Source organism: Paraburkholderia oxyphila NBRC 105797 (assembly GCF_000685075.1).
GTDB lineage: Bacteria > Pseudomonadota > Gammaproteobacteria > Burkholderiales > Burkholderiaceae > Paraburkholderia > Paraburkholderia oxyphila.
On record NZ_BAYD01000099.1, the window covers coordinates 22,472 to 36,778 of the forward strand.

At 65.9% G+C, this 14,307-nt stretch carries 12 protein-coding genes; 2 read left to right on the forward strand and 10 right to left on the reverse strand.

Annotated features, from left to right (window positions below; translation table 11 throughout):
• The first annotated feature begins 34 nt into the window (after nt 1–34).
• Together BO1_RS38170 and BO1_RS54510 are read left to right on the forward strand one after the other, a co-directional pair.
• The gene (locus tag BO1_RS38170) at nt 35–997 is read left to right on the forward strand and encodes a PDR/VanB family oxidoreductase (protein ID WP_028222071.1); all 963 of its coding nucleotides are present in this window, start codon (nt 35–37) and stop codon (nt 995–997) included.
• Between the two features lie 264 nt (nt 998–1,261).
• On the forward strand, nt 1,262–2,332 hold the full coding sequence (locus BO1_RS54510; RefSeq protein WP_043288329.1) for a helix-turn-helix domain-containing protein: 1,071 nt from the start codon (nt 1,262–1,264) through the stop codon (nt 2,330–2,332).
• 89 nt (nt 2,333–2,421) lie between these two features.
• Here the strand turns inward: BO1_RS54510 and BO1_RS38180 are convergent, their stop codons facing one another.
• From BO1_RS38180 to BO1_RS38225, 10 genes are all read right to left on the reverse strand, one after another.
• On the reverse strand, nt 2,422–2,787 hold the full coding sequence (locus BO1_RS38180) for a hypothetical protein (protein WP_028222072.1): 366 nt from the start codon (nt 2,785–2,787) through the stop codon (nt 2,422–2,424).
• 337 nt (nt 2,788–3,124) lie between these two features.
• Nucleotides 3,125–3,916: a glycosyltransferase family protein gene (locus BO1_RS38185; protein ID WP_028222073.1), complete on the reverse strand. Its 792-nt coding sequence runs from the start codon at nt 3,914–3,916 to the stop codon at nt 3,125–3,127.
• 278 nt (nt 3,917–4,194) lie between these two features.
• On the reverse strand, nt 4,195–5,235 hold the full coding sequence (locus tag BO1_RS38190) for a DmpA family aminopeptidase (protein ID WP_028222074.1): 1,041 nt from the start codon (nt 5,233–5,235) through the stop codon (nt 4,195–4,197).
• Nucleotides 5,232–6,125, reverse strand: a complete 894-nt coding sequence (gsiD, locus tag BO1_RS38195) for a glutathione ABC transporter permease GsiD (RefSeq protein WP_028222075.1) — start codon at nt 6,123–6,125, stop codon at nt 5,232–5,234. Before gsiD ends, BO1_RS38190 begins: the two co-directional genes overlap by 4 nt.
• Nucleotides 6,126–6,132: 7 nt before the next feature.
• A complete protein-coding gene (gene gsiC / locus BO1_RS38200) occupies nt 6,133–7,053 on the reverse strand; it encodes a glutathione ABC transporter permease GsiC (protein ID WP_028222076.1) in 921 nt (306 codons plus the stop codon).
• A 75-nt stretch (nt 7,054–7,128) separates the two neighbouring features.
• Nucleotides 7,129–8,649: a glutathione ABC transporter substrate-binding protein GsiB gene (gene gsiB / locus BO1_RS38205; protein ID WP_043288345.1), complete on the reverse strand. Its 1,521-nt coding sequence runs from the start codon at nt 8,647–8,649 to the stop codon at nt 7,129–7,131.
• Between the two features lie 167 nt (nt 8,650–8,816).
• Nucleotides 8,817–10,769, reverse strand: a complete 1,953-nt coding sequence (locus tag BO1_RS38210) for a dipeptide ABC transporter ATP-binding protein (protein ID WP_043288347.1) — start codon at nt 10,767–10,769, stop codon at nt 8,817–8,819.
• A 69-nt stretch (nt 10,770–10,838) separates the two neighbouring features.
• Nucleotides 10,839–11,861 (reverse strand): isoaspartyl peptidase/L-asparaginase family protein, encoded by a 1,023-nt coding sequence (locus tag BO1_RS38215; protein ID WP_028222079.1) that lies wholly within the window; start codon nt 11,859–11,861, stop codon nt 10,839–10,841.
• Nucleotides 11,858–12,847, reverse strand: a complete 990-nt coding sequence (locus BO1_RS38220) for a MurR/RpiR family transcriptional regulator (protein WP_043288331.1) — start codon at nt 12,845–12,847, stop codon at nt 11,858–11,860. The genes BO1_RS38215 and BO1_RS38220 overlap by 4 nt, the downstream gene beginning before the upstream one ends.
• A gap of 221 nt (nt 12,848–13,068) precedes the next feature.
• Nucleotides 13,069–14,148 carry a tartrate dehydrogenase gene (locus tag BO1_RS38225; protein WP_028222081.1) on the reverse strand — a complete coding sequence of 360 codons (1,080 nt, stop codon included), beginning with the start codon at nt 14,146–14,148 and terminating at the stop codon, nt 13,069–13,071.
• Nucleotides 14,149–14,307 lie beyond the last annotated feature (159 nt).

A 14,307-nucleotide genomic window follows, 5' to 3' on the forward strand; every position in this document is an offset into this window, starting at 1 on the left:
AAGAGCGCGGCGGCCTGCGGTAAAGGAAGGCACCATGAACGCCCGCGAATCGATCACTGTCGACGTTGTCGCCGTCGAGCAACTCACTCCGCTCATCAAGCGCTTCACGCTCGCGCTGCCCGATGGCGCGCCGCTGCCCTCGTTCAACGGCGGCGCCCACGTGCTCGTCTCGATGCAGGAAGGCGATGCGTGGCACCACAACGCGTACTCGCTGTTGAGCTCGCCGCACGACACGCGTCAGTATCAGATTGCCGTGCGCCGCGAAGAGGCTTCGCGCGGCGGCTCGGCGTTCATGCACGACAGGGTGGCGGCCGGCACGCGCCTCGCCATCGGCTCGCCCGCGAATCTGTTCGAGCTCGCGCCGGGCGCGAAGCGTCATGTGTTCATCGCGGGCGGCATCGGCATCACGCCGTTTCTCGCGCAGCTCGCCGAGCATCGCCCCGAGGATCTCGAACTCGAACTCCATTACGCGTACCGCAGCCCCGAGCACGGCGCTTTCGTCGATGAATTGAAGGCCGGCCCGCACGCGGCCAACGTGCATTGCTATGTGGATAGCGAGGGCCAGCGCCTCGACCTGCTCAAGCTTTTCAAGAACCTGCCCGCCGACGCGCACGTCTACGTGTGCGGCCCGCAGGGCCTGAACGACGCCGTCTACGCCAACGCAGCGCTGCTCGGCTGGCCGAAGGCGCAACTGCACTCGGAGCAGTTCGCCGCCACCGATACGGCCGGCAAGGCCTTCACGGTGGTGCTCGCGAAGTCGGGCATCGAGCTCGAAGTGGGCGAGGACGAGACCATCCTCAAGGCCATCGAGCGCGCCGGCGTGACGGTGGAGTCGCTGTGCCGCGAAGGCGTGTGCGGCACCTGCGAAGTCGCGATCCTCGAAGGCGAGGCCGACCATCGCGACCAGTATCTCGACGACGACGAAAAGGCCGCGCAGAAGACCATCCTGCTGTGCGTATCGCGCTCGCGCACGCCGCGCCTCGTGATCGACCTGTAAATCGGCTGCCGTGCAACGGCCTCCTGCGACGCGAGGCCGCGAGTGCGCCCTGCGGAACGGCCCAAGCCCCGATCCGTTAAACTAGCGACTGATACGCGGCTCGATGAACGACGTTCGGGCCGCGCGCCCAGGAGATCACCGGCGCATCACCGGCGGCATCTGCCCTGCCCGATCGGCGGCCTGGGGCGTATGCCGCCCTTTTCTTTTGGTCCGCTTGATCCGTTCGACCCGTTCGACCGCGCGATTCGTCATAGAGGGAAATGGATGTCCGAGGATACGTTCGCGTTCCGTCTCAAAGTGCTGCTCGAGCACAAGAAGCTGAGCCTGCAGCAAGTGGCCGACGCCGTCGGCATTTCGCGCCCCGCCGTGCACAAGTGGACACGCGGCGGCGAGATCGACTATTCGAACCTGCGCCGCCTCGCGGCGTTCCTCGACGTGAACTGGGTCTGGCTGCGCTACGGCGACGACGCCGTGAAGGACCTCGGCCTCGCGGGCACGACCGAGCTGCCCATGACCGACCTGCGCCGCCGCTACACGGCCGAGATCATGTCGAACGAAGCGCGCATGAAGCAGGCCCAGGAGTCCTCCGGCATCGTCACATGGGAATGGAATCTCGTGGCCGACGAGCTGATCTACTCGAGCAACTGCGCGCAGGTCTACGGCCGCGAGATCCACAGCAACGAGGAATTCTGGGAGATCCTGCACCCCGAAGACTCGATCTGGCTGAACGACGAGGCCCTCAAGGAACTGGTCGCCAGCAAGGCCCCGCGCGTGTGGGACTTCCGCATCATTCTTCCGGACGGGCAGATCCGCTGGATCGAATCGCGTGTCGCCACGCTGCTCGACGACGCGGGGCGGCCCGTGCGCGTGGTGGGCACCACCATCGACATCAGCGCGCGCAAGCAAGCGGAGTTCGTGCTGCAGCGGAATCTGCAGCTGCTCAACGACGCCGCGCGCATCGCGGGCTTCGGCGCATGGCGCTGGCTGCGCGCGCAAGACGAGCTGATCGTGTCCGATGAATGGTGCCGTCTGTTCGGCGTCGATCCCGCAAAGGCGCCGCGGCATTATGTCGAGCTCTCGCAGCACATCCATCCCGACGACCGCGCGGCGCGCGAGGCGGCCGTGAACGATGCGCTCGCGCGCCGTGCCGACTATCGCGTGCTTTATCGCGCCTCGCTGCCCGACGACACGTGGCGGCTCGTGGTGGAGCAGGGCCACGCGCGCGTGGCGCCGCATGGCGAGGACGTGTGGCTCACGGCGCTGTGCCGCGCGGCGCAGCCCGCCGACATGACGGCGAACGCAGCGGCGGCTGCGCAGCCGGCTGCCGAAGGCTGAGGGTTAGCGATCGGTCAGAGGCCTTAACGCATGCCCGTCGCGAGCGCCGCCGAGGAGCGCCCTCGGCGGAGCGTCCTCGGCGACGAGGCTCAACGAACGCGCACAGGCTCGCGTACCCGTACGCGAACCATTGCGTCAACCGCAGCCGCCAGGTCGGAATCGAGCTGGGGCCAACGATCCACGGCAACCACGGGCCCGCGGCGCGGCTTGTGGGGCATTGCGCCGGGCAAGCCGGCAGGCGGCGACGATGTGCCGCCATAGCGAAATACGCGCGCGCGGCCGGGCACGACCTCCTCGGCCACGTGAACGATCCCCGCTTCAAGCCAGAGGCGCAGGACCGCGCGCACGCTGCGGGCATCGGCCTTGACCCGCGTCGCCAGTTCCGTTGCCGTACCGTAAATCCCCTCTTGCATCACATCGATCAGGCGCGCAGCGACCTCCCCTTTCTCACGCATGTTGGTCTCCTTGTGAGTACCTGCCTCGAGGCCGGGAATAGCAGGCGTTCTCGATAGGTTCCCCGGCCGACACGCGCGATCGTATTTTCGATCGGACACGCGTGGGGCAAAGCTAACCGCAAAGGGCCGCCAAGCGTCTCAAAAGGACGCACTCCTTTGGCTTTCCGCAAGATACGCAGCACGCGCGGGCTGTGTCGATTCTGATTTGATGGCGCGCACTGGCCTGGGCGAGCACAACCAGGCCCAGCTCAAACTTCAGTTCCAGCGCTGCATACATCCGTCTGCAGGTGGGCAGACGCGTCATGGAAACCGGCAGGGTGGACACCGCAACAGCCCGCTAGAGCTTTAGATATCCGTATGTGATGCCTGCGTCATCGATCGTTCTATTGAAATAGAAACAGGAATGATCGTGCCAATGCGTATGCGCGTTTAGCGCGTGCATCGGCACAAAACCGTTCCGCAAGAACTCCGGGGGGTACTGCATCAACACTTTCTTCCGGAAGATTTTCGGGAAACATGAAGCAATCCAGTACGGCCCACTATCGACACCGATATATATCCTCGCCTGTGCGATCAGACGAACAACCTCCCAGATATCACTCATTCCCCGGCAGTCGACAACCTGTGCATCGACATCGTCCAACGAACCGACCTGGATGATTTCATACCCAGCGTAGGCTTGACGGATGTGGTCGATGATTTCCCCAGATAGACAGCGCGGGCGGTCTTCACCGTGCGCGGACTGAACCGGCATGCGCTTGCCGGTCGTATGAATGACGACTCGTTTTTCAAGCGTCGGAAGCGCTTCGAACCGGTAAAGTCTCGGATGCCGCAAATAGGCAACGTGACCGAAAATCGTGCCGGTCCGCTCCGCTATGGATGAATAGACGGGTTTCTTTTCGTATTCCGGCGCCGGTACGAGTTCTGCCCACGGCCATTGTTGTGTCCAAAGGTTCAGCACACTGGCCGGTTGCTCGTCTCTCACCACGTAGGGATTATGGTCGAATATCCAGGCGCGATCGACATCGATAATTTTTTGCCCGGTATTTCGATAATAATTCTCAGGAAACGATGAAAACTGCAATTGATCGCCGAGCCCCAGTGCACCTTCCAGTGTCATTCCCAGCATGGTTATCTCCCCAAGATCGCGCCTGCTGACTTGTCCATGTTTTGAACGGGATCATCACGCCACCGAGCGGATTTGCGCACGCATCCTGTCAGAACTCCACGTACACGCCTGCAACCAAACCTGATGCAGCCATGGCTTGTGCTCGCGGAACAGCACATTTCATATAAGAAACACACGCGGTGTCAATCGCGTTTTGATGGCGCACTGGCGCCGCGCAAATCGGGCGCAATTATTGGAAAGACGCCCCATGGCGCCTTTTCCAGACGTCGCAATCCCTCTTACGGCGCTACGTCGCGCAACGCGAGACGCACGTGGCCGTCGCGGCCATGCACCGTCGTGGCTTGCCACAAGGCGTCGAGGATAGACTGCTCGACGCAGTCCGCGCTCGCCTGGAACAGCGGATCGAGATGCGCGTCGGCGAGAAGCGGCGGCAGGCGGAACAGCGGCGCATCGTGCGGCAACGTGTAAGCCGTGCTGAACGCCATGGCAATGTCGCCGCTGCCGTGGCCATAGCTGGACCCCGTGCGGGCGAGCCCCGCGGCGGCGCGCATCGACACGCGGCGCAACTGCCGAGCGTCCAGCGGCACGTCGAGCGCGATCAGCATGATGATCGATCCTTTCTCGGGTTCGGCGTGCTTGCCGTCCTTCGCGTGACGCTCCGCCAGCATGCGCCCAAGCGGCACGCCCGCGACCGTGAGCATGGGCAGGCGGCCGAAGTTCGCGAGCACGAGCGCGCCCACCGTGCAGCGCATGCCCGCTACGTCGACGACTCGCGAGGCCGTGCCGATCCCGCCCTTGAGGTCGAAGCTCGACATGCCGCGCCCCGCCCCCACGCTGCCGCGCGCGAACGTATGGCTCGCCGCCTCGCAGGCGGTGCGGTAATGCTCGTCGGTAACGGCCAGCGCCTGAATGTCGTTCAAATAGCCGTCGTTGCATTCGAACACGAGCGGATTGACGGTCGGCCACTCGCGTCCGATGCGCGGATTGGCGGCGATGGCCTCGCGGATCTGCGCCTGCGCGAGCGCTCCCACGCCGAACGTGTTGGTCAGCGCAATGGGCGTTTCGAGCACGCCCAATTCATCGACCTGCATAAGCCCGATGCTCTTGCCGAAGCCATTGATGACCGACGCCGCGGCGGGCACCTTCTCGCGATACGGATCGCCCGCATGCGGCAGCACGACGGTCACGCCGGTTTGCACCGCGCCCGCGTCGAGCGTGCAATGGCCCACGCGCACGCCAGCCAAATCGGCAATCGTGCCGGTGGCGCCGCGATTGAATGCGCCGATATGCGGCGGATCGGCCGGATGCGTCGTGCTCATGGGCGGTCCAGTTTCGGGTCGAGCGCGTCGCGCAAACCGTCGCCGAGCAGATTGAACGCCAGCACGGTGAAGAAGATCGCAAGGCTCGGGAACAGCGCAATGTGCGGCGCGGTCACCATGTCGGCGCGCGCCTCGCTGAGCATCGCGCCCCACTCGGGCGTGGGCGGCTGCGCGCCGAGGCCCAGAAACGAGAGGCTCGCCGCGGTGATGATCGAGGTGCCGATGCGCATCGTCAGATAGACGATCACCGAGGAGACCGTGCCCGGCAGAATGTGCCGCATGATGATGACCCAGTCCGACGCGCCAATGCTGCGTGCGGCCTCCACATACGTGAGGTGCTTGAGCATCAGCGTGTTGCCGCGCACGAGGCGCGCGAACGCGGGAATGCTGAAGATCGCCACGGCGCAGATCACGTTGATCATGCCGTTGCCCAAGATGGCCACCACGCCGATCGCGAGCAGAATGCCTGGGAATGCGAACAGCACGTCGGCGATGCGCATCGTGATGCGGTCCCACCAGCCTTCATAGTACCCCGCCAGCAAGCCGAAGAACGTGCCCACCACGGCTCCCAGCGCCACCGAAACAAAGCCGGCCGCAAGCGAGATGCGCGTGCCCGCGACGATACGGCTGAAGATGTCACGGCCGAGCGCGTCCACGCCGAGCCAGTGCGCCGCCGACGGGCCGGCATTGAGCGCGTCGTAGTCGAAATAGTTCTCGGGGTCGTAGGGCACGCAATGCGGGCCGAACACGGCGACCAGCACGAGCAGCAGCACGAACGCGAGCGCCCCGAGCGCGACGTGCTGCTTGCGGAACTTGCGCCAGAACTCGCGCCAAGGCGTGCGGATGGCCTCGTCCTGCGCGGGCGCGGCTTCGTTGAGAGTCGTGCTCATGGCGTGCTCACCTGAAACGGATAGTCGGATTGATGACCGCGTACATCACGTCCACGATCAGATTGATGACGATGAACTCGAACGAGAACAACAACACCTCGGCCTGGATCACGGGGTAATCGCGCATCGAGACGGAATCCACAAGCAAGCGCCCGAGCCCCGGCCAGTTGAACACCACTTCGACGACGATCGAGCCGCCCAGCAAGAAGCCGAACTGCAAGCCCATCATGGTGACGACCGGAATCATCGCGTTGCGCAGGCAATGCTTGACCACCACCCATTGCTCGGCCACGCCCTTCGCGCGCGCGGTGCGCACGAAGTCCTCGCCCAGCACTTCGACGAACGACGCCCGCGTGAAGCGCGCCATCACCGCCGCAACGGCCGCGCCGAGCGTGAGCGATGGCAGCACATAGCTGCGCCAGGTGCCGTCGCTCACCACCGGCAGCCAGCCCAGCTCGACCGAGAACAGCTCCATGAGCGCCATGCCGAGCGCGAAGGCCGGAAACGAAATGCCCGAGACCGCCAGCGCCATGCCCAGGCGGTCGGGCCAGCGGTTGCGCCACACGGCGGAGACGATGCCGATACTCATGCCGAACACCACGGCCCACACCATGCTGGTCAGCGTGAGCAGCAGGGTCGGCATGAAGCGCTCGCCGATCTCGGTCGCCACCGGGCGCTTGCTGCGCATCGAGACGCCGAAGTCGCCTTGCACGATGCGCGCGAAGAAGTGAACGAATTGCTGCGGCAGCGGCTGATCGAGGCCGAGGTCTGCCCGCACGAGCGCGACGGTCGCGTCGTCGGCCTCGGGGCCGGCGGCGAGGCGCGCCGGGTCGCCCGGCAGCAGATGCACGAACAGGAACACGAGGACGGCAACGATGAAGAGCGTCGGCACGAGCCCCAGCAGGCGTTTGACAAGGAAATTCAGCATGAGCGCATCACATCGTGGCATGCCAGCCGCGCCGGCCGCGCGCGCGAGGCGCACGGCCGGCGAGACCCGCAAGCGTTAGCGAACGGAGATATCTTCGAAGTTGAACGACCCGTCAGGCGCCACATACGCCCCCGCAAGGCGCTTGCTGCGCGCGTAGACGATCTTCTCCTTCACGAGGAAGACCCACGGCGCGTCGGCCCAGATGCGCTTTTGCGCGTCCGTGTAGAGCGCGGTCTTCTTCGCGCGGTCGGTGGTTTCGAGCGCCTTCGAAAGATCCTCGTCGACAGCCGGGTTCTTGTAGTACGCCGTGTTCATCAACTTCGGCGGCCACGACGCCGAAGCGAGCAGCGGCGAGATGCCCCAGTCCGCCTCGCCCGTCGACGACGACCAGCCGATGTAGTACATGCGCACGCCCGCCGTTGCCGGGTCCTGCGCGCTCTCGACGCGCGCCACGCTCTGGCCCTTCTCGAGCGCCTCGACGTTCGCCTTCACGCCCACTTGCGCAAGCTGCTGCTGGACAAACTGGATCGCCTTCTGCGAGGTCGAGTTGTTATACGCCGACCACAGCGTCGTTTCGAAGCCGTTCGGGTAGCCGGCCTGCTTGAGCAACGCACGCGCCTTCGCGGGATCGTACGGCCAGGGGCCGAGCTTGATCGAGTAGTCCACACCTTGTGGCAGCACGCCGTCCGATGGCAGCGCGTAGCCCGAGAAGGCCACCTTCGCGAGTGCGTCCTTGTTGATCGCGTAGTTCAGCGCCTCGCGCACGAGGGGATTGTCGAACGGCTTCTTCGTCGTGTTCAGGCTGATGTAGCGCTGGATGATGGAAGGCGTCGCAATCAGATCCACCTTGGGATTCGACTGGAACGCGCTCGCCTGCTCGAACGGAATGCGAAACGCGAAGTCGGCCTCGCCCGTGCGCATCAGCGCCGCGCGCGTGTTGTTGTCGGCCACGGGCTTCCAGTCGATCTCGTCGATCTTCGGATAGCCCTTCTTCCAGTAGCCGTCGTACTTGCGCACCAGCAGGTCGCCGGCCGGGTCCCACTTCACGAGCACGAAGGGGCCCGTGCCCACCGGATGAAAGCCGATGTCCTTGCCCCACTTCGTCATGGCCGCGGGCGAGATCATGACGGCCGAAGGATGCGCCAGCACGTTCACGAATGCCGAGAACGGCGCCTTGAGCGTCACCCTCACCGTGTACGGGTCCACCACATCGGTCTTCGCGATACGGCTGAACATGTTGTAGCGCTTGAGGTGATTCGCGGGGTTGGTCACGCGGTCGAAATTCGCCTTCACGGCTGCCGCGTTGAAGTCGGTGCCGTCCTGGAACTTGACGCCCTGGCGCAGCTTGAACGTGTAGACGAGGCCGTCCGGGCTCACGTCATAGCCGGTGGCGAGCACGTTCTCGAGCTTCAGGTCCTTGTCGAAGCCGAACAAGCCTTGATAGAACGACTTCGACACCGCTTGCGAGAGCGTATCGTTCGCGTCGTACGGATCGAGCGTCGAAAACGTCGAATCGACCGCCATCACGGCGCGCTGCGCGGCTTGCGCGACGCCCGCGCCCGCCAGCAGCGCGAACGCGAGCGCGCTGCCGCTCATCCATGCGCCCAGACGCGACACAGCACGCAACGAACTCAAATTCTTGACTTCTTTCATAGATCAGGCCTCCTTACTCAATAAGCTTGCGGGACCGGTGCGCCGCAAGAACATGCACGGCTGGCGCGAACACTCGTTATCGTGAACACGAGTGCGCACGCGCGGCAACCTCAGAACGCACCGCCCACGCTGTGCTTCGCAACGTAATGCCCCGGACCGACCGCGACGAGCGGCGCGACCTCGGGATCGTCGCCGGGCGCGCGTATCGGGCTCGGCAACTCGTCGGCGGCGAGGATGCGCTTCGCGTGACGGCGCGCGGGGTCGGCAATCGGCACGGCGCCCATCAACTTCTTCGTGTACGGGTGCTGCGGCTGCTCGAACACGGCGCGGCGCGGCCCGATCTCGACGATCTGCCCCAGATACATCACGGCGACGCGATGGCTGATGCGCTCGACCACGGCCATGTCGTGCGAAATGAACAGATAGGCCATGCCCAGCTCGCGCTGCAGATCGAGCATCAGGTTGACGATTTGCGCCTGCACCGATACGTCGAGCGCGGACACCGACTCGTCGGCCACCACGACCTTGGGATTCGTCGCGAGCGCGCGGGCGATCGCAATGCGCTGGCGCTGGCCGCCCGAGAATTCGTGCGGATAGCGGCGCGCGGCCGAGGGGGGCAGCCCCACGCGCTCGAGCAGCCACTCCACGCGCGCCTGCGCCTCGGGCCCCTGCATGAGGCGGTGCACGAGCAGCGGCTCCATGATCGAGAAGCCCACGGTCAGGCGCGGATTGAGCGACGCGAACGGGTCCTGGAAGATGAACTGGATATCGCGGCGCAAGGTTTGCAATGCCGGGCCGCTCAGCGTGCCGATATCGCGCCCGCCAAACTCGATCGCGCCGCTCTGGCTCTCGACGAGGCGCAGCAGCGAGCGGCCCGTGGTGGACTTGCCGCATCCGGATTCGCCCACCAGCGCGAGCGTCTCGCCCGCGTGCAGGTCGAAGCTGACTTTCTCGACCGCATGCACGCGGCCCGCGAGACGCCCGAACAGGCCGCTGCGCACGGGAAAGCGTGTCACGAGATCGCGCACGCGCAGGATGGGCGGCGCCGGCATATCCGGCTGTACGTGAATCGTCGAATTTGCAGCGGCTGCGGCGGCTGCGCTCGCCTCAACGGCAATCGTTGCCCCCGGCGCATCGTCAGGCGATGCGCCCACCGAGAGCAGCGGAAACTTCGCGGGCGCATCGGTGCCCTGCATCGCACCGAGCTTCGGCACGGCGGCCAGCAGCGCCTGCGTATAGCGATGCCGGGGCGCCGCGAACAGCGCGTCGGCATCGTTTTCCTCGACCTTCTCGCCGCGATACATCACGAGGATGCGGTCGGCCACCTCGGCCACCACGCCCATGTCGTGCGTGATGAACACCACGCCCATGTCCATCTCGTCCTGCAGCCCGCGAATCAATTGCAGGATTTGCGCCTGGATCGTGACGTCGAGCGCGGTGGTCGGTTCATCGGCAATCAGCAGCGCGGGCTTGCACGAGAGCGCCATCGCGATCATCACGCGCTGGCGCATCCCGCCCGAGAGCTGATGCGCGAAGCGGTCCATGACGCGGCGCGCCTCGGGAATGCGCACGAGGTCGAGCAAGCGCAGCGTCTCGGCGCGCGCCTGCGTGCGGCTCACCTGCTGATGCAGCGCGATGGCCTCGCTGATCTGGCTGCCGACCGTGAACACCGGGTTGAGCGAAGTCATCGGCTCCTGAAAAATCATCGCGATGTCGCCGCCGCGCACCGAGCGCAGCGTGGACGCCTTCGTGCGTGCGAGGTCGAGCACGTCGCCGTTGCGGCGGCGCAGGACGATGCTGCCGCCCGCGATGCGGCCGCCGCCATGCTCGACGAGGCGCATGAGCGCGAGCGAAGTCACCGACTTGCCCGATCCCGATTCGCCGACGATGGCCAGCGTCTCGCCGCGATCGACGTGGAACGACAGGTCGCGCACGGCGTTGAACGTGCCCGCGCCACGCCTGAAGGCCACATTGAGATCGCGGACTTCGATCACACGGCGGGACGGCAATTCGATGCCGTCCCCGGCACGCGCGCCCGCCTGTGCGTCGGCGCCTGAATGCATCTGCACGATTTGGACTCCTTCATTTACAGCGCAGGACACTCCCCCTCGAGTTGCCCTGCGAGCGCTGTTTTATCGATAGATCGCCACGACGGGCGCATCTCCCACGCGGGCATAGCCACGATACATGCCCTCGGTATTGAAGGGCAGCGTGACATTGCCGCGCGCATCGACCGCGATCAGACCGCCCCGGCCGTCGATGCGCGGCAGCCGCTCCATCACGACGTTCGCCGCGGCGTCGGCGAGCGTCGCGCCGCCATAGCGCATCTGCGCGGCAACGTCGTAGGCCGCGACCATGCGCATGAACATCTCGCCCGAGCCGGTCGTGGAAACGGCGCAGGTGGCGTCGTCGGCATAACAGCCCGCGCCGATCAGCGGCGAGTCGCCCACGCGGCCCGGCTGCTTGTTGGTGACGCCGCCCGTCGAGGTGGCGGCGGCGAGATGCCCTTGAACGTCGAGCGCAACCGCGCCCACCGTGCCGTGCTTGCGGTTCGGATCGATCGGCTCGTGCGGCAGGCCGCCTTCGCCTGCTTCGGCCTGGTGCGCCGCGTTGTCCGACGCTTTGTCCACCCCAGCCGCGAGCGTCGCGCCGTCATGGTCGAGCATCGCGCGTTGCGCGCCGCGCGCGAGCAGCCACTGGCGGTGGCGCGCGTCGGTATGAAAATAGCCCGGCTCGACGAACTCGAGTCCCTGCGCCGCCGCGAACGCTTCCGCGCCCTCTCCGGTGAACAGTACGTGCTCGCTGTGCTCGAGCACGCGGCGCGCGGCGAGCACGGGATTGCGCACGCGCTTCACGCAGCACACCGCGCCCGCTTCCAGCGTGCGGCCGTCCATGATCGACGCGTCCAGCTCATGCGTGCCCGCCGCCGTGAAGACCGAGCCGTGGCCCGCGTTGAAGAATGGGCAGTCCTCGAGCAGGCGCACCGCTTCGGTGACCGCGTCGAGCGCGCTGCCGCCCTCGGCGAGAATCTTTTGCCCCGCCGCCAGAATGCCGCTCAGCGCGGCGAGGTATTGGGCTTCAGTTTCGGAGGCCATCGCGGTGCGCAGGATCGTGCCCGCTCCGCCGTGAATGGCAATGACTGGGCTGGTGTTCATGACTTGCTCCTCGAGCGCGAAGTTTCGCGGGGGGATGGGTTCGAAGGCGCCGCTGCCGGGAGGCTCGCGGCCGCCGACACGGCGGACTCCGGCGTCAGCCAGGGCAGCACCGACTCGGTGATGGTGGCCGCGGCCTCGACCGAATGTTTCGCGCGCAAGGCCACGGCGTCGCACAGCGCCTCGATCACGGCCAGCACCGCGGCCTCCGAGTTCGCGGCGAGCCGGCGCTCCGCGCGCACCAGCAGCGTCAGATCGGCGAAGCGCGCGAGCGGCGAATCGCTGCTGTCGGTGAGCGCGAGGACGCGCACGCCGAGATGCGCGGCGCGGCGCGAAAGCTTGATGGTGTCGTCGACGTAACGGGGAAAGGCGATGCCGATCAGGAGGTCGTCGCTGCCGGCGCCGAAGAGCCGGCGCGCGGCGTGCGTCGGGCCGCCGATGGTGGACAGCGTCTGCACGTTGTCGAGGTAGGGCAAGAGCGCGAGCTCCATGAGCCCCGCCAGAAACGCACTCGTGCCGGAGCCCACGATAAAGACACGCCGTGCCTTCATGATCGCGTCGACAGCGGCCGCCGCCGCCGCACTGTCGATCGACTGGCGCGACGCACGGAGGTTGACTTCAGCTTGCTCCAGCGAGGCGCCGAACAGCTCGGCGCCGCTCGTAGGCGACTCCTGCGCGGTGCGCAGGCGCTCGACCGGCGCGAGCGTGGCCTCGAAGCCGCGCACGAGCGCCTCGCGAAACGCGGGATAGCCGTCGAAGCCCAGCGCGCGCGCGAAGCGGTTGGCCGTGGCCACCGACGCGCCCACGGCGTGCGCGAGCTCGTCGATGCGCATGGTCGCCGACTGGAACAGATTGGCGAGCACATACTCGGCCATGCGCCGATGGCCGGGGGTGAGGTCCGGCATCGCCGCGTTCAGGCGCGCGACGATCTCGGCATCGGGTGAATCGGACGTCTCGGACGTCAGCGGATGGGGTGACCGTGCGGCCATGGGGAACCTGGGCGTGTCAGCGTTGCGATGTAAATATAATTACACGCAAACCCTCATCTGAAAATTCGTTTTCATTGAGACAAGGGTTTATCCCAGGTAGGCCATTCGTAAAAAACGCCCGGGTTCCTCGTCGGAACACCGGGCGTCTGGACATCTTCAAAGCACCTTCAAAAGCGCGCGTCGAGCGCGCTCAATTCAGGCTCAAAGCGGGTTGCAGCGGCTCACAGCGCGGCGGCCACGGCCTTGCCCACGTCGGCCGTCTTTGCTGCGCCGCCCATGTCCGGCGTGCGCGGGCCTTCCACGAGCACCTTCTCGATCGCCTGCATGATGGCGTCGTGGGCGGCCTTGAACTGCGCGTCGCCGTTGCCGAGGAAGTCGAGCATCATCGCGCCCGACCAGATCATCGCGATCGGGTTGGCGATTTCCTTGCCGAAGATGTCGGGCGCCGAGCCGTGCACCGGCTCGAACAGCGACGGGAACTTGCGCTCCGGGTTCAGGTTCGCCGACGCCGCGAGGCCGATCGTGCCCGTGCAGGCGGGGCCGAGGTCGGAAAGGATGTCGCCGAACAGGTTCGACGCCACTACCACGTCGAAGCGGTCCGGCTGCAGCACGAAGCGCGCGCAGAGGATGTCGATGTGCTGCTTGTCCCACTTCACGTCCGGGTAGGCTTCGCCCATCGCGGCCACGCGCTCGTCCCAGTACGGCATGCTGATCGAGATGCCGTTGGACTTCGTAGCGGCCGTGAGCTTCTTGCGGCCGCGCTGGTTCGCGAGCTCGAACGCGTATTTCAGGATGCGGTCCACGCCTTGGCGCGTGAACACCGACTCCTGCAGCACGAATTCGCGGTCCGTGCCCTCGAACATCTTGCCGCCCACCGAGCTGTACTCGCCCTCGGTGTTCTCGCGCACCACGAAGAAGTCGATGTCGCCGGGCTTGCGGTTGGCGAGCGGGCACGGCACGCCGGGCAGCAGGCGCACCGGGCGCAGGTTCACGTACTGGTCGAATTCGCGGCGGAACTTGAGGAGCGAGCCCCACAGCGAGATGTGATCGGGCACCTTGTCGGGCCAGCCCACGGCGCCGAAGTAAATGGCGTCGAAGCCCTTGAGGGTGGCGAACCAGTCGTCGGGCATCATCTTGCCGTGCTCGAGGTAGTAGTCGCAGCTCGCCCAGTCGAAGTGCGTGAATTCGATCTTCAGGCCGAACTTTTCGGCCGCCGCCTCCACCACGCGCACGCCCTCGGGCATCACTTCCAGGCCGATGCCGTCGCCGGGAATCGCCGCGATCTTGAAGGTCTTGCTCATGTCTCGTTCTCCGTTGCCTGGCACGCCTGGATTGACGCGCTCTCCGTGACTGCAAGGATGCCTCAAAGGACGCCGGAGATAAGCCCCCGAGGCGTGGAGACATTGAACACGAATCGTGAATAATCGGGGGCGGGCCGGTTTTTTCAATGTTGGCCTTAA

Coding starts and splice junctions, on each gene's coding strand:
- BO1_RS38170 (WP_028222071.1), top strand. CDS start 35: ATGAACGCCCGCGAATCGATCACTGTCGACGTTGTCGCCGTCGAGCAA.
- BO1_RS54510 (WP_043288329.1), top strand. CDS start 1,262: ATGTCCGAGGATACGTTCGCGTTCCGTCTCAAAGTGCTGCTCGAGCAC.
- BO1_RS38180 (WP_028222072.1), bottom strand. CDS start 2,787: ATGCGTGAGAAAGGGGAGGTCGCTGCGCGCCTGATCGATGTGATGCAA.
- BO1_RS38185 (WP_028222073.1), bottom strand. CDS start 3,916: ATGCTGGGAATGACACTGGAAGGTGCACTGGGGCTCGGCGATCAATTG.
- BO1_RS38190 (WP_028222074.1), bottom strand. CDS start 5,235: ATGAGCACGACGCATCCGGCCGATCCGCCGCATATCGGCGCATTCAAT.
- gsiD (WP_028222075.1), bottom strand. CDS start 6,125: ATGAGCACGACTCTCAACGAAGCCGCGCCCGCGCAGGACGAGGCCATC.
- gsiC (WP_028222076.1), bottom strand. CDS start 7,053: ATGCTGAATTTCCTTGTCAAACGCCTGCTGGGGCTCGTGCCGACGCTC.
- gsiB (WP_043288345.1), bottom strand. CDS start 8,649: ATGAGCGGCAGCGCGCTCGCGTTCGCGCTGCTGGCGGGCGCGGGCGTC.
- BO1_RS38210 (WP_043288347.1), bottom strand. CDS start 10,769: ATGCATTCAGGCGCCGACGCACAGGCGGGCGCGCGTGCCGGGGACGGC.
- BO1_RS38215 (WP_028222079.1), bottom strand. CDS start 11,861: ATGAACACCAGCCCAGTCATTGCCATTCACGGCGGAGCGGGCACGATC.
- BO1_RS38220 (WP_043288331.1), bottom strand. CDS start 12,847: ATGGCCGCACGGTCACCCCATCCGCTGACGTCCGAGACGTCCGATTCA.
- BO1_RS38225 (WP_028222081.1), bottom strand. CDS start 14,148: ATGAGCAAGACCTTCAAGATCGCGGCGATTCCCGGCGACGGCATCGGC.